The 23,234-nt window shown below is 47.7% G+C and carries 21 protein-coding genes; 6 read left to right on the top strand and 15 right to left on the bottom strand.

Annotation, left to right across the window (positions count from 1 at the left end; all coding sequences use genetic code 11):
• The first annotated feature begins 62 nt into the window (after positions 1–62).
• The 6 genes from D568_RS0113045 (at position 63) to waaA (ending at position 5,331) form a co-directional block, all read left to right on the top strand.
• A complete protein-coding gene (locus D568_RS0113045) occupies positions 63–1,910 on the top strand; it encodes an NHL repeat-containing protein (RefSeq protein ID WP_020210054.1) in 1,848 nt (615 codons plus the stop codon).
• A gap of 295 nt (positions 1,911–2,205) precedes the next feature.
• On the top strand, positions 2,206–2,385 hold the full coding sequence (locus D568_RS0113040; RefSeq protein WP_020210053.1) for a hypothetical protein: 180 nt from the start codon (positions 2,206–2,208) through the stop codon (positions 2,383–2,385).
• Positions 2,386–2,565: 180 nt separating this feature from the next.
• The gene (locus D568_RS0113030; RefSeq protein WP_020210051.1) at positions 2,566–2,787 is read left to right on the top strand and encodes a hypothetical protein; all 222 of its coding nucleotides are present in this window, start codon (positions 2,566–2,568) and stop codon (positions 2,785–2,787) included.
• An 86-nt stretch (positions 2,788–2,873) separates the two neighbouring features.
• A complete protein-coding gene (locus D568_RS0113025; protein ID WP_020210050.1) occupies positions 2,874–3,212 on the top strand; it encodes a hypothetical protein in 339 nt (112 codons plus the stop codon).
• Between the two features lie 58 nt (positions 3,213–3,270).
• On the top strand, positions 3,271–3,849 hold the full coding sequence (locus D568_RS0113020; protein ID WP_020210049.1) for a CBS domain-containing protein: 579 nt from the start codon (positions 3,271–3,273) through the stop codon (positions 3,847–3,849).
• Positions 3,850–4,038: 189 nt separating this feature from the next.
• Positions 4,039–5,331: a lipid IV(A) 3-deoxy-D-manno-octulosonic acid transferase gene (gene waaA / locus D568_RS0113015; protein ID WP_020210048.1), complete on the top strand. Its 1,293-nt coding sequence runs from the start codon at positions 4,039–4,041 to the stop codon at positions 5,329–5,331.
• A 56-nt stretch (positions 5,332–5,387) separates the two neighbouring features.
• On the opposite strand, the gene D568_RS0113010 is transcribed toward waaA, so the two are convergent.
• From D568_RS0113010 to D568_RS20120, 15 genes are all read right to left on the bottom strand, one after another.
• Positions 5,388–6,791 (bottom strand): mannose-1-phosphate guanylyltransferase/mannose-6-phosphate isomerase, encoded by a 1,404-nt coding sequence (locus D568_RS0113010; RefSeq protein ID WP_026287035.1) that lies wholly within the window; start codon positions 6,789–6,791, stop codon positions 5,388–5,390.
• Between the two features lie 47 nt (positions 6,792–6,838).
• Positions 6,839–8,554, bottom strand: a complete 1,716-nt coding sequence (locus D568_RS0113005) for a hypothetical protein (RefSeq protein ID WP_020210046.1) — start codon at positions 8,552–8,554, stop codon at positions 6,839–6,841.
• A 131-nt stretch (positions 8,555–8,685) separates the two neighbouring features.
• Positions 8,686–9,147, bottom strand: coding sequence for a GDP-mannose mannosyl hydrolase (locus D568_RS0113000; RefSeq protein ID WP_020210045.1), 462 nt, complete (start codon positions 9,145–9,147; stop codon positions 8,686–8,688).
• A 2-nt stretch (positions 9,148–9,149) separates the two neighbouring features.
• Positions 9,150–10,109 (bottom strand): GDP-L-fucose synthase, encoded by a 960-nt coding sequence (gene fcl, locus D568_RS0112995; protein WP_020210044.1) that lies wholly within the window; start codon positions 10,107–10,109, stop codon positions 9,150–9,152.
• A gap of 27 nt (positions 10,110–10,136) precedes the next feature.
• Positions 10,137–11,036: a class I SAM-dependent methyltransferase gene (locus D568_RS0112990; RefSeq protein ID WP_020210043.1), complete on the bottom strand. Its 900-nt coding sequence runs from the start codon at positions 11,034–11,036 to the stop codon at positions 10,137–10,139.
• Positions 11,037–11,045: 9 nt separating this feature from the next.
• The gene (gene gmd / locus D568_RS0112985; RefSeq protein WP_020210042.1) at positions 11,046–12,161 is read right to left on the bottom strand and encodes a GDP-mannose 4,6-dehydratase; all 1,116 of its coding nucleotides are present in this window, start codon (positions 12,159–12,161) and stop codon (positions 11,046–11,048) included.
• Between the two features lie 129 nt (positions 12,162–12,290).
• On the bottom strand, positions 12,291–12,740 hold the full coding sequence (locus D568_RS22285) for a sulfotransferase family protein (protein ID WP_020210041.1): 450 nt from the start codon (positions 12,738–12,740) through the stop codon (positions 12,291–12,293).
• A 358-nt stretch (positions 12,741–13,098) separates the two neighbouring features.
• Positions 13,099–15,369 (bottom strand): glycosyltransferase, encoded by a 2,271-nt coding sequence (locus tag D568_RS21150; RefSeq protein ID WP_020210040.1) that lies wholly within the window; start codon positions 15,367–15,369, stop codon positions 13,099–13,101.
• 36 nt (positions 15,370–15,405) lie between these two features.
• Positions 15,406–16,323 (bottom strand): hypothetical protein, encoded by a 918-nt coding sequence (locus D568_RS0112970; RefSeq protein WP_020210039.1) that lies wholly within the window; start codon positions 16,321–16,323, stop codon positions 15,406–15,408.
• 2 nt (positions 16,324–16,325) lie between these two features.
• Positions 16,326–17,264: an NAD-dependent epimerase/dehydratase family protein gene (locus D568_RS0112965; protein WP_020210038.1), complete on the bottom strand. Its 939-nt coding sequence runs from the start codon at positions 17,262–17,264 to the stop codon at positions 16,326–16,328.
• An 86-nt stretch (positions 17,265–17,350) separates the two neighbouring features.
• Positions 17,351–18,511 (bottom strand): NAD-dependent epimerase/dehydratase family protein, encoded by a 1,161-nt coding sequence (locus D568_RS0112960; RefSeq protein WP_020210037.1) that lies wholly within the window; start codon positions 18,509–18,511, stop codon positions 17,351–17,353.
• Between the two features lie 78 nt (positions 18,512–18,589).
• Positions 18,590–19,543, bottom strand: coding sequence for a sulfotransferase (locus D568_RS0112955; protein ID WP_020210036.1), 954 nt, complete (start codon positions 19,541–19,543; stop codon positions 18,590–18,592).
• Positions 19,544–19,560: 17 nt separating this feature from the next.
• The gene (locus tag D568_RS0112950) at positions 19,561–20,784 is read right to left on the bottom strand and encodes a hypothetical protein (RefSeq protein WP_020210035.1); all 1,224 of its coding nucleotides are present in this window, start codon (positions 20,782–20,784) and stop codon (positions 19,561–19,563) included.
• Between the two features lie 11 nt (positions 20,785–20,795).
• Positions 20,796–22,160, bottom strand: coding sequence for a hypothetical protein (locus D568_RS0112945; protein WP_020210034.1), 1,365 nt, complete (start codon positions 22,158–22,160; stop codon positions 20,796–20,798).
• A gap of 180 nt (positions 22,161–22,340) precedes the next feature.
• Complete coding sequence (locus tag D568_RS20120) at positions 22,341–23,234, bottom strand: glycosyltransferase family 2 protein (RefSeq protein WP_157497863.1); 894 nt, start codon at positions 23,232–23,234, stop codon at positions 22,341–22,343.

The raw sequence follows: 23,234 nt of genomic DNA, 5'->3' as shown, positions 1-23,234 counted from the left end.
CGGCTGACAGCCTTGCGAAACTTGATTACTATTTGCGACTTTTATTGTGATAGGGAATATCAATGCAGGGATCCGCACAACCACCCGCACCAAACTCTAGCCAACAGGCCCGCAAAAGCATGCCGTTTAAATCCAAAGTGGCGGCGGCCGTTATTATTGCGCTGGTACTGTTGGTGCTTGGCTTGTACTTGTGGGCCGGGGCGCAGCGAGCCGGCTTGTTAGGTTATGGCTTTATGCGCCTGCAGCAGAGCGAGCTGGTGGTAAATTTTGATCGCTCTTTTGTTTGGCTGAATGCGCAGGGCCGCGAGCGCAAAACGGTAGAGTTAATGCCGGAACGCTTGCAGCCGATCGGTGAATTTGATTTTTTTGCCAACGGCGATTTGCTGATTTACCACCGCGCCAACCCGCCGGGTGTGATGCAAAATCTGGCCGCTTTTTTTCGCTTGCGTCAGGGGCGGCAGAAGGCGGGTGAAGAGGCTCCTGGCGAGCGGCCGACCGGGTTCTACCGCTGCGTACTTAGCCCGTTAAATTGCCAGCCTCTTGCTTATTCAAGCGTAAAGCCCGCGCGCAGCATGCGCTTTGTGATTGATCGGGCGCAAAACATCATTTACCTCGCCGATACCGCCGACCATAGCCTGTACAAATTAAGTGCCGAAGGCGAGGTGTTGGCGTCACGCCATGAGGGCTTTCAATTTCCCAATCAACTCGTATTGTTAAACACCGATTTAGACGCTGGGTTAGAGCCCAGTAAGGAATTCACGAAAGGTTCGCTGTGGCTTGCCGACACTAATCATCATCGTTTGGTGCAGTTGGATACGCAAACCGATACCTTTGCCCGCGAGCTGCAAAGCCACCAAGTGACCCTGCAAGGTGAGCATCGGTGGCCTCATCAAATGACGGCTTCGCCCGAGGGCTTCTGGGTGCTGGTGGCCAATAATGCCATGGCCCGGGGCAGGCTTGCGTTGGTTGATCCCGCTGGCAAGATAACTCAGCCGCTGACAAAAAACGTTCTGAGCGATGCCGGACTAACCGACCCCTTGGCGCTGCAATACTGGCAAGGCGGCTTATGGTTGACCGATTTTGCCGAGCCAAAGCTGGTGCGCATCCATCCGCAAACCGGCCGCGTGCAAACGACAGAGTCCGCGAGCTTACAGGCTTTGGAACAAGAGTATCTTGCGCAATACGGCCGCTATAAACGGTTTGAATACATTGCCTTGGGGCTATTTGTTGTCATTTTTATTGGTGGGTTTGCCGCCGCCTGGATGCTTGAGAAAGAACAAACACGAGCGGCGTTTCGTTCGGCAACGAAGGGTGCAACGTTTAGCGTAGACGGCGAGATAACCCCTACGGGTACTGGGGATGTACTCTGGTTAGACTCGGCACTTAAGCCCTGGCATCACTGGCTGCCGAAAATCATCTGGGGCATTTGGGCACTAATGCTTGTTGCGGTAGTTGTGCTTTACCTGAGCGATTCTAAGGCGCCCGCCAGTATTATGCAGCTTGGGCTGATCATGGTGATGTTTCTGGGCGTGGTGAGTTGGGGTGTGCAGGGGCTATTCCGTTTTTTATCCGCGTCAAAGCTTGGGGTGATCGGTGAGTCTTTGGTGTTGGTGGACGGCAAGGGCGCTCGCACCATCGCCAAGGGTAATGAGCTTGCCTACAGCCAGCACTTTATCTGTGCCGATCAGGTGGCGATAGCACTGGGCAATCCGAACCTGCGGTTTTTCCACGAGGCTGAGCTTAAGCGGTGGGTTTATCCCCGGCTAAAGCACGGGCACAAGTTGTCTGCCTGGCAGCAAAACAAACACCTATGGCGTTTGCGTCATCCGCAAATGATGTATTCGGCGGTTATGTTGTTGGCGGTATTTATTTTGTATGTGCTCATCGAATTTGTGTTGGTTAAGTCTTGAGCGGCCTGTTTAATGCCTGTACCATTGCGGCCTGGCTGCTTATTCCATAATTAACAGTAGCTATAACTAAATTCCATACTGGCAATCAGCAATGAACACCATCATGCGAACAATGAACACTCCGACTTGCACTGGCCTGTGCCATTGGGCAAGCGGTGTATGCATGGCTGATCGGCGGTATCTGGAATTTATCTGAAAATAACAGGGGCCGCGTATAGACCGCGGCCTTGTTAGACCTCTTTTTTATCTAATCTCGTTGCCGCGCTATTGGCCCTATACACAAGGAGTGTTGGGGATGTTTGCGTTTATTCAAAAATACCTTCGGTTGTTAAAACCGAAAAAGCCACCGCCTGTGGGCGCTGCCGAATCGGCCGCACTGGAAAAGGATGCGGGAATACGGGTTACCCGCATTCGGCTGCCCTCTGGGAGTGAAGTGGTGCTGATTCATAAGGACGACGACAATGAGCCCTTATAATGTGCGTTTGATCAAACTTGGAAAATGCCAAGAGCATTCTGTTGGCTCGCCCTGCTTGGCGGTTAGATGTTGCTCTGAGTTTTTACGCCGACGAGCATCAGCTGGCGTTGGTAAAACACTCTCAGGGCGAAGAAAGGGTGATTCGTTTTTTAGGTGTATGAACACTACCCCGGCGCACTTATGATTACCGCGTTGGGGAGTATGGATGCCACCGCCGAGGGTTCTCTCTGGCCTGAGTCTATAGAGAAGGCAACGGCGAACATGCGCGATTTATACCCGCAGGGCGAGTTCGCTACCGTTATTTTTCCGTTTACCGGTTATGGCCAGCACCCACGGGTTGGGCACAATCGTGCTAACGCCGAGCTGCTGAAAAAACTGATAAAACAAAAAATGGACTGGTAAAGTTTTTATAAGCCCATTGAAATAACAGCCCCAAAACCTTATATCAGTTAGACAGGCTCAAAGGCCAGTTTTTGTACAGGATCACCATGAACACATTCCACGCAACAAAGGTTAACCAGCCGCGCCGTTTATCCGGCCTGTGGCTTGTGCCCCTATTGCTGCTGGTAATGTCTCTGGCGGGGCAGCCCCACAACGCTGACCCAGAATCGACGCTAGACTCGTTTGCCGTTAATCTCGTTGCGGTTGATTTGTCTCAGGTTCCCGAGACACTCGATGAGCCCGATCACGATGTGATTCGGGTGGGTGAATCGGCTCTGGTGCGCCACGGTGTGGCCAGTACCTCTCTGGGGCAGGCCTCCCGCTCGGCGGCCGACGCCATCCTCGCTTTTATTGCTCGGGCTCCTCCCGTCTTTAACCACGTTTAAAAACTTCACCTTTTTTCGTGTTTAAAGCCCGCAGTGCGTCTGCGGCGAGGAGATTACTATGAAACCCGTACCAAGCATTCCTGTTTGCCGGTTAAACCACAAGCTGACGTTAACCAACATTCAAACCCCCGAGTTAACGCCCACCAGTCCTGCGAACAAAGTTTTTATCGATTTCGATAGCCGTCAGCCTATGGTGATTGATCAAACCGTAAGTGTTGATGATGCCGCGTACCTGATGCGCATTACTCACTCTAAAATCAAACTGGTGGTGGGGCGTAACAACCAACTGCTGGGTATCGTCAGCGTGCGTGACATCGAGAGCGTTAAAGTGCTGGCCGCTGCCTCAGCCATGGGGGTGGCCCGCGCCGATCTCACGGTAAAAGATATTATGACGCCCACCGTAAGGTTGCAGGGTATCTATCGTAAAGTTATGGAGCGCGCCAGAATCTCAGATTTGGTAGAAGTGCTGGAGTTTGAAGGCGCCAGCTACCTGCTGGTGCTGGAAGACAACGAAGAAATCTGCGGCTTAATCAGCGCCGATGAAATCGCCCACCGCCTGGATCGCTACCTGGACATCGAACCCGTCGCGCACAGCTTTAACGATGTGTTCAGTGCGCTAAAAGTCAGTAATCATTAAGTTTTCGCCGCCTTCGGGCGGCTTTTTTATGTTGCCGTTGAAGCGGCCATATACGCCGTGAGTGCGGTAGTTTTAACCCGGCCCTCTTAAAACGCGCACCTCCGGTCGCGGGCGCTTAGCCACAAGCAACTTTATATCATCCACGGCTCACGCTATGCTGTCGGCTTTTCTCTGGCCGTTATCCTACACATGCGTCTGTTTTACACACTCGTCTATACCTTGTTTATCCCCTTGGTGCTAATGCGCCAGTGCTGGCGTGCCCGGCGCGACCGGCGGCATATTGAGCGCCTGGGGGAGCGTTTTGGTTTTGTGGCGGCCGTACCCAAGCATAAAAAACGCCTCTGGTTGCACACCGTATCGGTAGGGGAGTTTTTAGGCGCGCTGCCTCTCATTCGCGCACTCTTGCAGCGCGATGATATTGAGCTGTTAATTACCAGTACCACCATCACCGGTTCCGAGCGGGTGCGTGAAACCCTGAAGGATCAAATTAAAGCCGGTCAAGTACTACACAGCTATATGCCCTATGACCTGCCGTTTTCTATTGCCCGCTTTATCAACAAACTGCAGCCAGATGCGCTGGTGATTATGGAAACAGAACTGTGGCCCAACACCCTCGCGGTAGCGCACCGCAAAGGCGTACCCAGCATTTTGATTAACGCCCGTTTGTCCGAGCGCTCGGCGCGGGGGTACGGGCGCTTCGCAAAATTAACGTCGCGCATGTTGGGCCAGCTGTCGGCGGCAGCCATCCAACAGCAAGCGGATGCCGAACGCCTTATCCGTTTGGGGCTTACGGCAGATAAAGCGCAGGTTACCGGGAATATTAAATTTGATATATCCATCGCCCCCGAACTGCGAGAGCGAAGCGAGGCTTTGGCGCGCGACTGGACACTAAGCGGCCAACGCCAGGTATGGCTGGTGGCCAGCACCCACGCCGGTGAAGATGAAATCATCCTCGATGCCCTGGCCGCATTGCGGGCAAAAGGAATCGGCGCGAATCAATTGTTAATGGTATTGGTGCCACGCCACCCAGAAAGGTTTGAACGGGTAGGGCAGCTCATACAGGCACGCGGCTTTAGCAGCGTTAATCGATCCAGCCAAACAGCGCCCGACGCGCAAACCGATGTGATACTTGGCGACACCATGGGCGAGCTGATGCTGCTATACGGCGCCAGCGACATGGTTTTTATGGGCGGCACCTTGGCCGACGTAGGCGGGCACAACTTTATTGAACCCGCAGTATGGGCCAAGCCACTCTTAGGTGGGCCGGTGCTGTATAACTTTGCCGAAGTGTCGCGGTTATTGATTGAGGCGAATGCGTTAAAAGTAACGCCCGATGCTCAGTTGATTGCCGCAGAGGTGGAACGCTTGCTTACCGACCAAACCGCCCGCGAGCAAGCCGGCCAGAATGCACTGCAAGTGGCAGAGCAAAATCGCGGCGCGCTGGCGAGAACATTGGCGGTTATTGATGGGGTCGTTTCGTAAAAGCTATTGACTTCCAGATATTAGGTGGGACTTAGAATGGAATTCTCAGTTTTGACTTAGTTACGACCATACTTGTCTTCAAAGCGGATAATATCGTCCTCACCCAGGTAGGGTCCACTCTGAACTTCAATAAGCTGAAGTGGAATTTGGCCCGGGTTTTCTAATGCGTGAACACTGCCCACCGGTATATAAACCGACTGGTTTTCAGCAATCAGTTTTGTGTCATCGTCAATCGTAACCTTGGCAGTGCCAGAAACAACCACCCAGTGCTCTGCACGATGGTGATGCATTTGTACCGATAATTTCGCACCTGGGTTTACGGTTATGCGCTTGACTTGATAGCGGTATCCGGCATCAATCGATTCATACATTCCCCACGGCCGGTAAACATCTCTGTGCAGCCGGTACTCAGATCGTGCAGAGGCTTTAAGTGATTGCACAATGGTTTTAACATCCTGAACTTGATCTTTCGCTGCTACTAAGACGGCATCTTTTGTTTGCACAACTACCAGGCCATCCAGGCCAACTGTGCTGACCAGAGAGTTCTCAGCAAAAACATAGGTGTTGCGGCTGTTGTGTTGAATGACATCACCTTTACTGGTGTTACCATTTTCATCTTTATCTGACACGTCAGCCATTGAGGACCAGGAGCCTACGTCACTCCACCCGGCATCTAAAGGAAACACGGTGGCGCGCTTGGTGTTTTCCATCACGGCGTAATCAATCGATTCAGATGGGCATTGTGAGAATATTTCTTTGTTCACCCGGATAAAATCTAAGTCTTCTTCCGGGGCTGAAAATGAGTCCTTACAGGCTTGGTAGATGTCAGGTCTGTGCTGTTCAAGCTCTGCTAGATAACAGTCGGCCCGAAACAGAAACATACCGCTGTTCCAGTAGTAATCTCCGCTGGCTAAGTAAGTTTTGGCGGTACGCAAATCCGGCTTTTCTACAAAACTTTGAACCTTATAGCCAAGCGTTTGGCTGGTACCGGCTTGAATATAACCATAACCAGTTTCCGGGTAGGTCGGGACTATGCCAAAGGTGGCTAAGTCGCCGCTTTGCGCTGCCGCGGTGGCTTTTTCTACCTCAGCACGAAAAGCCTCGGCATTCTTAATAACATGGTCTGCAGGTAATACCAGCAAAAGGGCATTTGGATCTGTTTTTAAAGCGGTAAACGCAGCTAAAGCAATGGCAGGGGCCGTATTTTTACCCACGGGCTCAAGAATAATGTTGTGATCCAGCTGGTTAATCTGGCGCAATTGTTCGGCAGCCAGAAATCGGTGCTCTTCGTTACAGACCAGTATTGGAGCGTGGGGTTTGAGTCCGGCCAGTCTTTGCAACGTTTCTTGCAAAAGCGTGCTTTCACCGACCAGAGGAAGAAACTGCTTAGGGTAAAGCTCTCGAGACATAGGCCAAAGGCGACTACCAGAGCCTCCGGAAAGAATAACGGGAAAAATCATTAAAGCCGTTCCTTAATAGTTGTTATTTCAGTCGCGTGTAAGAAGTTTTAGTGTTCGTTATTTGCCTGGGCTTTTAGCAGTCGGGGGATCAGGGCTAAGGCGTCCAGGTACAGCTGCCGGGTGCACAGTCTATCAAATTGAAACAATAACGCGGCCAAAATCACGCTTTGTACGTCTACCGACTTTAAGGCTGGTCGCTGTTCAGATGCTTGCTGCAAAGCGTGCGAGATGTTCTGCAAATTCTTCGGGGCAATTGGCCAGCTGCTGCCAAGCGGTTCCAGAGCCCAGCGTCCCCAGGCGGTAATCCAAAGCTTTCCCTCGCCGTCCTGTAGCAGGGTGTTGGCATTAACTTCAGGGTTAAGCATCGCTAAAGGTAAGTTTCGAAGCCTCGCTAGCATATCGGGTAGCTGTTCTTCTAGTTGGTGCACTAGTGGTCTTTGTTGATCGCTAACCGCCATGTATAAGCGTTCAAAAACATCAGCGTCCAGGCGCTGCCAAAGTATAGGGTGGGAGCGGGCATAGCGGTCGGTCAGGTCTTCTGGTGGGTCAAAAGCCCACAAAGCAGCGAGGTAATCTTCAGAGTGTTTTCCAGGCGCGGCAGGTGTGCAGTTATCGGGCAGTGCGAACAAGTGGCAATGCCACTTTTCCACCGGCCCTGCCGCTAACAACGGCAGGGCCGGTAAAGCCTTGCTGGATTCTTCAAATAACAGAGTGGCCTCGTGGCTTGCAAGTAGGGAAGGGTTACGCCCATACAGTCTGAGCAAATAACGGCCAATCCGCTCTTCTTTGTCATCCAGTGCGTCAACTTCCAGGGCGACGACTTCATTTACTCCGGTTTGGTGCCAATAAATACTCAGTCGCTGTGGGTTAATTGCTAAGTGCTCAAGTAAAAAGGAACGCAGCCAGTGTTCGCGGGACTCTAAAACGAACAAAGACCAAAACTGAAACTGCTTTTCATCTTTTTGCGAAAAGGTATGGTGAGCAAAAAATAAAGCGTTCAATTTGCGCCGATTATTATGCAAATTGACAATGGCGGATACCAACTGGTTTGTTCGCGTAAACGCTTGTCGGGTAAGTAGTAGGGAGACAATGGCAAATAAAAAGCCCTGGGCGGCACCGGATAAAAACTGCACGACCAATAATAAGAAGGCGAGTAAGAAACCTATTGCCGTTAGCACTTGAGTTAGAGGGACTAAGTTTTCGTCAATACGTTCCCGTAAAGGTTTGCTGCATTTGTGTACTGCCGCAACGCTCATAGTGCATATGGCCGTATAGCCAATCAGAAACAAACACAATGGAAGAAAAAAAACAGCTACCGCCAGCCAGACGCAAGCAATAAACACTGCGTTGGACAGCCCTTCGGCATAACGGCGATAGCTAGAGGCTGCCATGTCATCCTGGTTCTCAAACAACACAACTTTGCGGCTCTGTGTAAGTAAGCGTTTTGCGCCACTATCTGAAATAAGGCGCAGCAGTCGTTCTGCAATCAGGTGAATAACAAAGAACCCCGGCGTGGCGACGCTTAAGCACAGAATCAAAGTGTCACGCTCTAACGGAATTAAATTCTTGGGAAGGTAATGAGGAAGACCTTCAGACCCTATCAGAATTAGCACTTTCAGGGGGAGCAGAAAAGCTACCAGTATTGAAACTTGTGACACAAGTGTAACGGGAATGGCTAGTAGCGTTGGCCCAGGGGCCACCCGAAAGAACTTGCCACCAAGAGACAAGAGCCAACGAAAGCTGCCAGAAGCGGCATCGGACAAGGTTGTTCTCCTTATGTATTTGACGATTAATGGGTTAATAGAGACTGTAATTGGCCGCAGGCTATTGATGAAGCGTAGGCTTAAACTCTTAGGCCGTGTTATAGCAACTGGTTACTTATAAAAGGTAATTGCTACGTGAAGTATGCACGGCTGTAATCATGAACCTGTGGGTTTTCTAGAATCTCCGGAACAGTCATCCACTGGTATTCAGCGTGCTGCGCCTTAGGCAGGTCTTTTACCATTTGTTTTAGTGGGACTTCGAAAGCAAGCACAACATAATGCGTAGAAACCCTTTGCGTTGAATTGTCAGCAAAAACAAAATCATCGTAAAAGTGCTGGTATAGGCCTTTCCAGCTTGCTTTGGGCATAGGTATTTCTAAGCCAAGCTCGGCTTTGGTGAGCCTTAAAAAAGCACTTTCTAGGCGCTCATCTTTCTGAATGCGCCCGCCCGGTACAAACCAGTGGTTCTTAGCCGGTCGGTTAGTGCGCCAACCGAAAAGAAACTGACCTTGTGGGTTTCTTACCACAAGGTCAATAGATACTAAAGGTGTATGGGCAATGACTTGGGTAAAGTCTGCAGTGCTTAAATACAAGTTTAGCCCCTGAAGTTACTCTGGTTGTCTAAAAACCATTGGTAAGCATTGCGCAGGCCGTCCTCCAGTTCTATAGAATAAGCCCAGCCCAGGTTGCGCAGGCGCGATACGTCCATCAATTTGCGTGGTGCACCGTCCGGCTTGGAAGTATCCCATTCAATGTTGCCTGTAAACCCTACCACTTTGGCAACGGTTTCGGTTAATCCTTTAATAGTGCAGTCTACGCCTGTGCCGACATTAATATGGCTTAGCATTGGCTGGGTGTGCTCTTGGTAGGTGGCGTTATTCAGGTTCATAACAAATACGCAAGCCGCTGCCATATCGTCAACATGCAAGAATTCACGCATGGGTGAGCCCGAGCCCCAGGCAGTGACACTGGAGTCCCCGCGTTCTTTGGCTTCGTGAAAACGACGAATTAGGGCCGGAATAACGTGGCTGTTCTCCGGGTGAAAGTTGTCGTTCGGGCCGTATAAATTGGTTGGCATCACTGAGCGGTAATCACGACCGTACTGTCGGTTATAGCTCTCACACAACTTAATGCCCGCAATCTTGGCAATCGCGTAGGGCTCGTTAGTCGGCTCCAGAGTACCGGTCAATAGTGCATCTTCCCGCATAGGCTGCTCTGCCAGTTTCGGGTAAATACATGATGAGCCTAAAAATAATAATTGTTGTACGCCTGCTTTATGGGCTGAGTGAATGATGTTCGACTCAATCATCAGATTTTCGTAAATAAACTCAGCGGGGTAGGTATTGTTGGCGATAATGCCGCCGACCTTAGCGGCAGCCAAGTACACTTGATCGATCGATTCGGAATTGAAAAAGGCTCGTACCGCTGCCTGATCGAGTAAATTCAGCTCATCACGTGAGCGGAAAATAATCTCTACATTTCCCTGCTTTTGTAGTTGTCGAACAACGGCGGACCCAACCATACCGTGATGGCCTGCTACAAAGACTTTAAGCATAAATAAAGGCTCGAGATAAAAGTTAAGTTAAAGAATTGAGGGGCGAGACAATCCTGCCTTGCAAATGCCAATCTGTTGAGATTTCTTGCCATAAGCAAATACTCTATTAGTATTGCTATCCCATACGGATGATACCTCAACAAACCCTACCTCTTGCATCATGCGTTTAAGTGCTAAAGGGGAGGGGAGAAAGTAATTCCAGCCGCCTCGATTTAGTTCCTCACGGGTTGAGCCATCATTGTGATAGATAAAGTTACCATCAAACCGGCAGAACGGCTCTTCGCTGTTGATGCCGGCGGACTCGATCAGTATATCGCCTCCGAGGCGCAAGGAATTAAACATTATTCGTAAAGCAAGGACTGGGTCAGATAAATGATAGACAACTCCTGGAAAATATACTCGATCATACTGCTGATGGTGAGTAGAGTCTTGCAATTGGTAAAGAGAAGAGGTTTCAATTGAAACCGTATTTTCTAGGCCAAAGGCTTCCGTTAAGTACTTGACAGTATTAGCATACTTTACGACTTCTTCATTAGCGACTACTCGTTGCGCACCGAGTGCGCAGAGTAATAGCGTTGTGCCGCCAGTCCAGCACCCAACGTCAAGAATACGTTGAGATTGAAAGCTCTCTAGCGGAATAGAGAAGAGTGAGCAAAACCTTTCCATAAGCCGGAGGTGTCGGTTGCCCATTCTGCCTTTGAGGGAGAACGAACCAAAGTCATGATCGTGGCCCCAGTGAAATTTAATTGATAAATCTCGTTGTTGCTCCAGCTCGTCTTGACTGTAACCTTCCGATTCAGCATCTATCGTTCCAATGCGCTGTTCTAAGTTGTTTTGAAAATCGGCGGGGCAAATGTTTTTGAGGTTTTCAATCGAAAAATGTGAATACACCTTTCTTAAGCGTGATAAGAGGTCTTCATTCGTCATGGTGCTACCTTATTCAACTGATACCGGAATTTCATAACCGTGCTCTTTGAGCAGGGCATGGCGTTTGGCAGCCTGAAGGTCTTCAGCCACCATTTCGGCACACATTTGTTGAGTTGTTATTTCTGGTGTCCAGCCAAGCTTTTCTTTGGCTTTACTGGGATCGCCTAGTAGCGTTTCCACTTCTGCAGGGCGGAAGTAGCGAGGGTCTACCTTAACGATTACGTCGCCAACTTTAATGTTGGGTGCGCTATTTCCTTCTACTGCATCCACAATACCTTGTTCCTTTACCCCTTTGCCTTCAAAGCGTAGAGTAATGCCAAGCTCCTTAGCAGACCAGCTGATAAATTCGCGAACCGAGTATTGAACGCCGGTGGCAATTACAAAGTCTTCAGGTTGGTCTTGCTGTAGCATCATCCATTGCATGCGTACGTAGTCTTTAGCATGGCCCCAGTCACGCAAAGCGTCCATATTGCCCATATACAAGCAGTCTTCCAAGCCTTGTGAGATATTGGCTAAGCCGCGAGTGATTTTACGGGTAACAAAGGTTTCACCCCGACGGGGAGATTCGTGGTTAAACAAAATGCCGTTGCAGGCATACATGCCGTAAGATTCGCGGTAGTTGATGGTAATCCAGTATGCGTAAAGCTTGGCAACCGCATAGGGCGAGCGGGGGTACATGGGGGTTGTTTCTTTTTGCGGCGTTTCCTGCACTAAACCGTAAAGCTCAGAAGTGGAGGCCTGGTAGAACCTGGTTTTTTTCTCCAGGCCCAGCAGGCGAATAGCCTCCAAAATCCGAAGGGTACCCATAGCGTCTACATCGGCTGTGTATTCTGGCGATTCAAACGATACTGCTACGTGTGATTGCGCGCCCAGGTTGTAGACTTCATCCGGTTGAACTTCCTGCAAGATGCGTGTCAAGTTAGATGAGTCGGTCAAGTCGCCGTAGTGCAAAACAAAGTTTTGATTCTCTACGTGCGGGTCTTGATAAATATGGTCCACCCGCTGAGTATTAAATAATGATGCACGTCGTTTTATTCCGTGTACTTCATATCCTTTTTCTAACAAAAACTCGGCTAAGTAGGAGCCGTCTTGGCCGGTTATTCCGGTGATAAGTGCTTTCTTCATGACGATCTCTTAAGGAAGTTAATATTTTCTAGAATCTAATTTTCTTGATTTGATATGAGTTCTCTTCTGAGTTCTTCGTGGAGTAGAAGATCAAGAGAGTTGTATCTTAGTGTTGTCTCAATTTCGAATTTATCGAGTGTTGTACAGAAATCTATCTTGCTTGGTTCTCCGGTATAATTTCAGGTGTTGCCATTCGTTCATTGCACAAAACCGCTCAACGCTTTCGTCAAAGTGTTCTTGTATGACTATCGAAACGAACCGTTTTTCTACATGCTTAAGTGCAGTGTCAATCATCGATCTATGGCGTTGGTAAAATGGTTTTTTTGCGTAATCTTCGCCAAGAAATGCTCGAAGTATTCCGTTGTTCAGCTCTTTTGCGCGTAGCGCTTCGACATATCTCTCTAGTGTTGGGGCTTGTTGATTTTTCTTGTCGTGTAAGTAGTGATGTCGGTTGCTTTTCACGTAATTGTAGCGTGAAATGATTCCGCTCAATGGGTGTCGTATAACAGTTATGTACTGAGCGTCGGATGGAAATGCTTTGTGCAATCCATAAAGGTTGTGTCCAATTACAGCTTTCACTTCCGATAGGGCTAAAACGGCTCTCTTTAGATCCCTTAAGGCGCTTTCTGAAGTCTACATCCTGTGGGGCCTTGGTTATGCCAAGTTTATACATTTGATTTCTTTTATAGTTTCTTTGAAATATTTGGTATAGGGTGCTACCCGCAGTCTTGGATATATGCATAAAAATAATCGGTTTTTCTGGGTCACTATAGGCCAAAATCCCTACCTCTAGCTTTGTAGCTGGGTGGTCCAATGTGATGCGAAAGGTGAGTAAACACCCTTACTTTTAGAAATATTCAAATGACGTAGACTAACTGGTATATTTTCAGACGAGGCCATATATGCCAATCCCGAGCTTTATTGTAAGTGATAGTTATCATGGTTTGCTAGGTTCTTTGGTGAAGACTTGATAGTAAAGCTCGGCGTGTCTCTGTGCAGAGGTGAGAGGGTTATTGTTATTCCTTAGTGAGGTAACTGCAGATAGCGAACGCTTTATTCTGTTGATCCTTGTCTCATCAAAGCACCATTGTAATCCTCTTGAAAAATCATCGATATCACCCGTTTTCGCAATATAGCCGTTAATTTTGTGCCGAATTAATTCAGGAATGTTACCCACGGGGAAGGCGATTACGACTGTACCGCAAGCCATAGCTTCGCTTACGGTAAGAGGAGAGTTGTCTTCCTTTGAGGGAAAAGCAAATACGTCTGCTGCAGAATAGATTAGTCTCATTTGATCGTCATCTGAGCAGTACCCCATTTTTACTTGGGGAAATGGAAGGTCGATATTGGATTCACCAAAAGTAAGAACTTCTATATTTTTTTCTTTCTTATTCCTTAATATCTTGAGCGCCTCCGCAAGTTGAGCCCCGCCTTTTCGCTTGCTCGTTAGGTTGTCTGCCCCGAATAATATATATCGCTTACTAAGGTCTAGTCCTAGCTTAATCCTCGCCACTGTTTTATTGGTCGGGAAATAGCGTGATAGAGGCACCGGGTTGGGAATCATTTTAATCGGGAACCGTTTTAATAGCGTGCTCTCTGACGCTCTGTCGGCTAGCCATTGTGAAGGACATATAATTGTAAGGTTGTTTAGCTTTTCGTAAGCTCGCTTTTTCGTTTTCCATGTTTCATTTACGATCTCCTTGTTAGGGCCTACAAGGTCACAGTTGCTACAGTCTTTCTTATAACCTTCGCAGCCTTCTGAGTAGTGGCACCCTCCAGTAAAGGCAGTCATGTCTGCGAGGGTCCATACTATCGGTTTGTTGGCTATTAAATCGAAATTATCGTAGTCGAGAATGCCGCTCATCCAGTGGAAGTGAAGTACATCTGCCCGGTTGATTTCTAAGCTCATATCAGATAACCGTATTACACTTCGGTGGCTGGAGAACATTTCTTCGGCTTTAAAGCCAGGTGTATTTTGTCTAATGACAAAACAGTTTTCCGATACTAGCTCTATAGGCTTTATCTCGCGGTTATCTTCTTTGCTTCGAGTTAACTGATTAAATTCCACGGGCGAGTTGCTTGCGAAAAGTGCGTTCAGGCCTACATCAACTCCAATTGATGACAAGGCTTCAATTCTTCTTTGAGACCCTATTCCAGCACCGCCACCGGCATTGGTGGTAAATGTTTCTATTCTCAAATAGTCCTTTTCGAAAATTTCTGTGTCATTATCTTCAAGAAATTTATCCTGAAATTTCCACCTTCCTTTAGCAAACGCGAGGAGGGAAGCATGAAACTTGTGGTACATTCTGTTTCTTCGAAGCACTCCTTCAACATCGGACTGTTTAAGCTCCGATAGGTCGCATAAGATTCTTACGTCGGTGTTATTGATGTAGGGAAATTGTTCTCTTAGGATTCTTGCTCTTTCCTTAAATAAGGCTGACATGTCTGTGCTGGAAATGCCGGTATTTCTAAAGCTCATTACCGGCTTGTTCAATGTATAATGCTTTATGCCTGCCTCATACAATTTAATAATAAAATGAAAGTCAGCGATCACTCGATAGCTTTCATCATAAGGGCCAAATTTATTATATACCCAGGCGGGTACCAGCATGGTCTCATGTCTTAGAGGGTTACGAATATGAGTTGTTATGTCGAGGGGCGTCGGTTGAGTTGTGAACTGATGATTCTCGTTACCATCGACATAATCGGCAAGAGCTGATACAACATCGACTTGTTTCTCTTTTTGCGTATCAATCAGGGTCTGTACGCAATTCTCAGTGTACCAATCATCGGAGTTGAGTAGTAGAATATATTCCCCACGTGCTAGCGAGAGCCCTTTGTTCATCGCACAGTAAAGGCCTGAGTCTGGCTCTGATACGAAGTAATCAATATTTTGTTTGAATTTTTTTATGATTTTCAACGTTTCATCTTTAGACCATCCGTCAACGATAATGTACTCAATGTTTTGGTATGACTGCGCTAGTACTGAGCTTATGCACTTTTCTATGGTGGAAGCTGAATTCATGCATACGGTTATAATTGATACCAAAGGATTTTGTTTATTACTTTGCTTAAACAAACCTTCAGTTCGTAATCCTCCGTCGGCAAAATATTTAGATTTTCTATCCAGAGTTAGGTTGGTGCCACAAATCTCACCGCTAATGATAGAAAGCTCGTCAGTAGAAGTCGGTGTTTCAATTTTGCTCAATGTCTCGTCCTCTGGAGTTGCTTGCTTCCTTTAATCTCAAGGAGATAGCTGGTCTTCTAATATAGTTCGTTTAAGTTGTAAAATAATATCTTCGCCATCGTGGTTTTGGTACTTTCCGTGTAAAATTACCGTGCGACGATTCTGGGTCAAGTGATTTTCAATTTGTATTTTTGCCTGTTCTGTATCACTGCAGCCGCTGACGTTTAGAATGTAGCTTGATATGTCAATGCAGCCTCTCTTGTATCTATGTGCAGACTCTTTATCCCATATCTTTTTCAAAAATTCGTTTGAATTTGAGGATTTAAATGTATGATAGGACCATTCTAGGGCTACGTCGTAGGCGATGTCTGGGTTCAGCTTGACTGATTCGATTAGTGTTTCTTCCCAAAAATCTAAAAAATTGGAAAAGTTAGTATTTCCTAAATTGTATAAAGCGTTACCATTGATATGGCTTTTTATAGGTCCTATTGTCTCTGCCATCACTGGTCGAGACCCGGCTATATATACATTGTTGCCAAGCCACTGAATTCGTTGATTTAATTCATGGGCCCAGTTTTGTAAAATAGGGTGAGCATCTGTTTCCAATAATAGAAGGCCCGATATGTTGGGTTGTATAGAGGAAATTTTTCGTAAAGTTCTAAAAAACTGAATATTGGGTCCCGACTTTTTTCCGTAGGGGTAGCTATTGGAGTCAAATCCTTCTATGGATTTGTCTTTCTCATAAAAAGACTGTGATGGCTCGATTCCACAATCTATAAACCGTAGCGGGCAGTCTCTAGCATGGCTGGCGTTATGAACCTTTAACAGCTCTCTTTTCTCTTGCTCTTGCCATTGCTTATCTATTGATAAATAGATGGGCACATTCATGCCCGGGGTTGGGCAATCTTTTATCCACTCCTGTAGTGATTTCATTTCCTGACGAATGACAGGTATAGTTATAGCGTTTATTAGCATGATTATGACTCTGGGCCTTCATGTTCGAGAAACCAGTTCCAAGTTATCTTTAGGGCTTCGTCTAATGTGAAGGACGGTAAAAAACCTAATTCCTCTTTGGCTTTTTTGTAGTCGGCAAAATTTCGTTCGACCTCACCCTTTCGCTTGCTCTCGAATCTAATCTCGTGGTCTGGTTTTTCTGCAACTTCGCAGAGCGTTTTGGCTAATTGCTTAACTGATACCTCTTCACCTGATGCAAGGTGATAAACATTAAAGCCAGGTTTGTTTTTAATTAGTGCCGATACAATGCCTTTGCACAAATCTTTTACAAATAAAAAATCTCTTGTGGCCTTCCCGTCTCCAAAAATAGTGATGGGTTTGTTATTCATTAGGGCGCGAATAAAGACAGTTATTGCGCCTTTTTTGTGTGCACTAATAGGGCCGATGACATTGGCAAAACGTAGGGCCGTAATGTTCATGTCGTAGGCGTGAGAAAAAGCAGAGCAGTACCCTTCACCTGCCAGCTTGCTTGCTCCGTAGGGGGAGATGGGTTTTGGTAGAGAGGTTTCATTAACAGGGGGCGGGGTGTTTCCCATAATAGCTCCCCCTGTGGAAGCAAAGACGCATCTTTTTATTCCCGCTCGACGAGCGGCATTTAATACTTTAAATGTCCCTTCTGCGTTGCTGATAAAGTTATCGTTAGGATTCACAACTGACTCGACAACCGAGCCCAGTGCGGCAAGGTGAATGACTGCATCTTTTCCTTTGGCTGCATTATAGACTGCTTCCTCGTCACCTATGTCCGCTTCAATTATTTCGAATTGATCATGCTTGGGTAGATACGAAATATCACCCTTAGAAAAATTATCAAGAATTGTGACTTCAAATCCCTGATCGATCAGCAGCGGACCCAAGTTGGAACCAATAAAACCGCATCCGCCTGTTAATAAAATCTTTGTCAAAATCTATCCCTCAATAATGATTCGTACGCTAATTATTCATCAAAATTATTTCACACTGATGCGTTAAAACGATTTGGAATAGCTTACTACTTGTTCCATAGGGATGCCGCTGGAATTTTGGTTTTGTCGCACCGATCTGCATATTTTTGGGCAATTTCTTGCACTTCTTCTATCAATCCATCTGAAAGGGTAATGGGGGTTAAACCTAACCCTAGGAAGCGATCATTAGCAACATGCAAATCATTTTCTTCTGCTTCATTGCGTGGGTTTTTGACATAAGCAATTTCGGCACCCATTAAGTCTTTAAGCTTTTGGGCAAGATCGCGTAACCGGTGGGTCTCTGTCATTTGATTGAGAATGCTAACTCTTTCACCCTTTTTCGGTGGGTTGGTTAGTGCTAGCTCGATGCAGTGACAGGTGTCCTGGATATGAATAAACGCTCGTGTTTGTCCGCCGGTGCCGTGCACTGTTAATGGGTAGTTAATAGCCGCCTGCATTACAAATCGGTTGAGAACGGTGCCGTAATCTCCATCATAATCAAAACGGTTAATCAGTCGCTCGTCTTTGCGGGTCTCTTCTGTCTGAGTTCCCCAAACAATCCCTTGGTGAAGATCGGTGATCCTTACCTCGTCATTTTTGTTGTAAAAATGAAAAAATATTTGATCCTGACTCTTTGTCATATGATAGATTGAGCCAGGGTTTGTTGGGTACAATATTTCTTGCTCATCTTCGCCGGCGGGTGTTTCAACTTTAACTTTTAAATACCCTTCAGGTATTTTCATCCCCGCAGTACCATAGCCATAAACACCCATGGTTCCCAAGTGAATCAGGTGAATGTCTAGCTCAGATTCGACAATAGCGGCAAGTACATCATTAGTGGCGTTTAGGTTGTTCGTCACGGTGTAACGTTTGTGAGAGCTTGATTTCATTGAGTAAGGTGCGGCACGTTGTTCCGCAAAATGAATAACTGCGTCTGGTTTAAACTCTTTCAAAAGTGTGAGAAGACGATGATAGTTTTCACCGATGGTGAAGTCATAGAATGGAATTTCCTTTCCGGTAAGCTCTTTCCATACGGCAAGGCGTTCCCCAATTGGGCGTATTGGGGTCAAGCTTTCGACTTCCAGCTCAATGTCAATCTTTCTCCTCGAGAGATTGTCTACAATGGCAACATCATGCCCTTTATTGGATAGATGTAGTGCGGTTGGCCAGCCGCAGAAACCGTCGCCGCCCAAAACTAGTACTTTCATTGTTATGCCCTTATCTAGTTGTATATTCAAGTTGGTGTGTATGTTTTTTTATCTATTTCTGTGATGAAAAGGTCTATCTCAGTCAGGAGGTTCAAAAAAGCCAAGCTGTATTAACTGTTGAAAATATTTCGAATTTTTAATTTCCCCAGCCAGTTCGTTGCTAGGTACTTTGGGGGGGCGTTTAGATATTTCACGTCCAGATCGACCGCTATCGCCACTAATTTTAAATATATCTATATGTTCGAAATCATCTGACACTTGATTTAAGTCTAACTTCTTCGCCACCTCTTTAATCATTTTTTTGGGGTGAGCTACAAAGTCTTCATACCTAATGATGCTGCTCTTGTTAAAAGCTTTCAAAAATTTTAATAGTCGCCTGCAGTATTCATCAAAGTTGTCAGGCTCAAAGTGAACCCATTTATTTTCTCTTAGTGATATAAAAGATTCGACTGGATGTCGTACTGTTACCAAGTGTTTGAGGTTAAAGTGAGGTTCCAATAATCTTGTTATTGTATCCACATCTGGAGTTGGTTCTGTGGTGCAGTAATCGGCGTGGCTGTGCGCTCGTATAATGAGCTGGCCGCCGAGTTCTCGAATGTGTTGGTCGGTTTCTTTGATGCCACTTACAAATAATGTTTCGGCCAGTTTTCTTACTTGGGGGACTTGGCCATATATGGCTTGCGTGGTGATATCCCTAGGTGTGTAAGAGGCTTTGTTTATATTCATTCCTAAGTGGGTGGTCGGGTGTAGTTCACTCAGTAGGAATGTATTGGGTTGTGCCGCTAAACATTTGGAAATTAATGTGCCGCCACTGCAAGCAAAATGGTGAATGATGCGCAGCGTCGGCTTCGAGTTATCTTTCTCGGCGTCAACCACTGCAGCACAGCGCTCCAGCAAGCTTTGCGTGTTGCCAAAGCTACTAGAGTCCAGTGGGGGGGGGGTGTCGCCGTTTGCTGCACTGTAGCTGTTTATTAAGCTAAGTGCTTGCTGTAGCTCTTGTTGGAGTGTTTTTAGATCAGTAGATGTGGACATTGTTTTTGCGGCCCTTACTACAATTTCTCGAGCAGCTCGGGGTGCTCTTGCTCAATTTTGTGGTAAAAGTGGGATGCTGTCAGCAGTTTGCCGTGTAGCTCTTTAATCAGGTCTTTAAGTTCTTGCTCGCTTTTTACTTTTTCGGCGTAGCGTTCACGTAAATCGGATGTGTCTGCTTCTACTTTGGCCAGTAGCTTGGTGCTAAGCTGTGCAGAGCGTAACTGTTCCTTAAGTTCCGCTTGCGCTTGTTCTAGCTGTTTTCTTAGGTTTGATTCTTGAACGCGCTGTTTTTCTAGCTTGCTTTTAGTATCTTTTTCTTGCTGTAGCAAGGCTTCTTTTTTCGCTTTCAGCTCAGTGCATTGTGATGCCAGGACATAGTTTTGGTTTTCTAGTTCGCTTATGTCCTGTCGAGCCTTTTGAAGTTCTTCTTTTAGTTTGAGCTTTTGGTTTTTCAGCTTTTCCTGCTCACTCGGAGCAGCCTGCAGCTCTTTTGCGATGGTCTCGTTGTGAATCTTAAGTTCTTTGCATTGCAGCGCCAAGCTACTATTTTGGTTTTCTAGAGAGGTGCACTTTCTTTGTTGTTCGCAGGCAAGGGCTTTGAAGTTGCGCCCGTACAGTGCTCGACCGATAAGCGGGTTGCTGGATTCTTCAACTGCTAAACGCGTAAACCCTAACGGTTGTATGAAAGCGTCACTTTCTTTTAGGCAGGCGCCAGATTCGATTGCTATTGCTTCATTTAAAGCAACGCGCACTTCAATCATGTCTACCGATTCCAGGGTGCCTTTCAACCCTTGTAGCAAGCGAGTTGCGGGTAGGCAGTCAATGGTCAGCCAGTTGTAGCTTTCCGGGCTTTCCCCTTTAACTTCCAGCAATTGGCTAAGGGTAATGGTGGGGTGTTGGGTTTGCTCTAACGTTTGTATGTTGGGCCACAGCTGGCTCAGAGCTTGCGCGGACAGCAGCCCGTTGTCTTCTTCGCGGGTTAGGTGGTGCCAAGTAGCCTGCCCATTTGATTCGCTGATTAAAGCTTGTGCTGCTTGCCAGTTTCTGTGGGCAGAGGTGGCGTGGTCAAGCAGTTGGGTGGCGTGTTCATTTGCCTCTATGGCCAGTAGCTTGGGTACTTTTTTAAATCGTTCTTCGCCTAGCATGTCGCCGCGGCCTGCGCCAACGTATAGCCAACCCTGTACTGGGGTGAGCGCTTGCAGTAATAGTTGCCACTCGGCAATGCTTGTTGAGTTTTGCATAAATGGTTACTTCAGCCTTTCTGCGGCGCAACAAGTGCCCGAACAAGAATTGTCTTTAACCGTATCGCCAGTTGGCGGTGGTCATCGCTGCCCTTCTCGGCAGGAGACTGGGTTTTGGGAAAACGAAACTCTAAGTGCCATGTGGCTTGTTGCGAGCTTTGGGCAGAATCTATTTGCGCGCTAACTTGGCAAGGGAATCGTTTGATGGGTAGCTTGCCGAATTTGTGCTTAAGGTTTAATGGTTCGCCATTAAGCAATATTTGCATCTGTTTTACGATGCTGGTGTCCAGGGCGTGCACAATGTCGAATACAAGTTCAAAGGGGCCTTGGCCCACCGCAGGTAAGTTGAGCGTGCTGGTTGTGCCGGGGCCCGCCCAGCGGCCGTCACTCTCGGCGTCGTACCAGTTGTTGCCTATAATTTGCTCTTCGCGCAGGTCAAAAAGTGTTTCTAGTGCTAGCCCGGCACTCGGGGCGGTAAATTGCGCGGCGGCGCCGGCTTGGCGGCTGGACGGGTCAGTCAGTTTTTGGTATTCGCAGAAGTAATGTTTCAGCTCTTCTTGTACCTGATGCAGTTGTAATAAAAGCAGCTCGTTCTCTTCTTTCAGTTCCTGCAGTTTTTCTACATTGGGCTCGGCGGTTTTAATTTTTGTGTTAGCTGCTTCTTCAGACAGTTTTTGGCAGTCGTTCGAGCTTTGCTCAAGTGCTTCTTGAGTATGCTGAAGCTGCTGTTGCAGGGTATGGTTCTCATCCTGAAGGAGCTGTAGTTTTTGGCTGCTTTCGTGGTATTTCTCGGCTGTGACTGATAGTTGAGCGTAATCGGCGGCTATTCGCTGCAACGCTTTACGCAAGCTGGCTTGATGTTGCTGTAGGGTTTGCTCTCCGTTTACGTCTGCCACGGTTTCCAGGTCGCGGTATAAGCTGCTGCTGTTCGTGTCTGTGTATGCCAGGCAGCTACCCAGTGCCTCTGTTAACGGCTTCGCGTTTAACTCGAACTCTGGCTCGCGGGCCGTATTGATTGGGTAGTCGGTCTTACCGGCTAGCGTTGTTAATACTTTTTGGGGGGTATAAGTAAGGGCCAGCTCGTTCACCAAGATGCAATGCTCCCGGTTGAGCATAAAATGGCGCAGTATGGCTTTTGTACTGTCGCTCCAGCGCTGTAGCGCTTGGTCGCAAGCGATTTCGCTATCCTGCTCCAGCGCTCGGGCGAGGGCTAGGCCCGGGGGAGTGTATAGAATTAACGTATGGCCATTGTTGGCTATTGCCGATGGCAGTGATTGCTCGTTATCTAGCTCTTTTACTTGCGCCTGAGCAAATAGGCGCTGCACGCTGGAATGATCCCCTTCGGGATGTCCGATGATGACTGACAGAGGTTGCATTCTTGCTGATCCTTGTGAACTTTCGGGGGGCTTTCCTTACGTTAAGGACAATACCGTGCTTTTAATTTCAGCGCAGTATTGTAGCAGCATGGGCGATTAAATATGTAGTGCCGTAGTGCGGCAGGTTGCTGGTTTGGCGCCGCAATTAATCTAGCCGTGTCTGAGTGTAAAAATTTGCCGTCAGGCTATTTGCAGGGGGGCGTAGAGGGGCGAGCTTTTTAATGTTTGCCGGAGATTGCTGGATTCGGCTGCCCCCAAATAGGGCAGAGCTGCTTGCAAGGTGTTATGGGCGTGCTCGTGGAGCGTTTCGCCTGCCGGTGGTTTTCCCCCGCTCTCTAATAATTCTAAAAAATAGGTTAACAACCAATGCCCTGGGGCGTTACCCAGGTGCCGGTGAAGCACCTGTAAACCTTCGAGAGCGACCCAGTAACGCATGTTTAGGGTGATGCAGCCATCGTGAAGCCTTGAGCAGGCCTGGACTTCGTCTACAAAGCCGATACGCCCAGAAAAGGCCTTAAAAGCCCTTAACCAGTACTCAAAGTCAAACGCGGTTTTGATGCTTTCGTCCAGCGGGCCTAGCAGTTGGTGCGCTGTACGAGTAAAAAACATGGTGGGTTGGCAAATATAGCAGCCTTGGGCAAAGCGGTTATAGGGGGCGCTAGGTGGCAGGGTGGGGTAACGGCTAAGCTCTTTGCCATTTTCATCGACATGAATACCCTGGCCATAGGCCATAACGTAGTTTTCGGGGCCGGTTAAGGCGGTCACCGCTCGCCCTACTGCGCCGGGTGTGTAAAGGTCGTCGGAATTGAGCCAGCCAATCAGTGTGCCGCGAACCCGGGCCAGGGCTTTGTTGATGGCATTGGCAGGACCTTTATCCGGCTCGGAGAACCAGCGCAGGCGGCCGTCTTGTGCTTGGATGCGTTTGAGTACGTCAACAGTGGTGTCGGTCGAGCCGCCATCGGCTACTATCAGCTCCAGGCGGGGGTAGTCCTGCTCCAGCACGCTGCCTATAGATGCCTCGATAAATTCCGCTTGGTTAAAAGAAGGCATGACGATGGAGACAAGGGGCCGCAT

This window comes from Gilvimarinus chinensis DSM 19667 (assembly GCF_000377745.1).
Classification (GTDB): Bacteria; Pseudomonadota; Gammaproteobacteria; order Pseudomonadales; family Cellvibrionaceae; genus Gilvimarinus; species Gilvimarinus chinensis.
The sequence above is the reverse complement of the archived record's forward strand: the minus strand, read 5'-3'. Positions and strand labels throughout refer to the sequence as shown.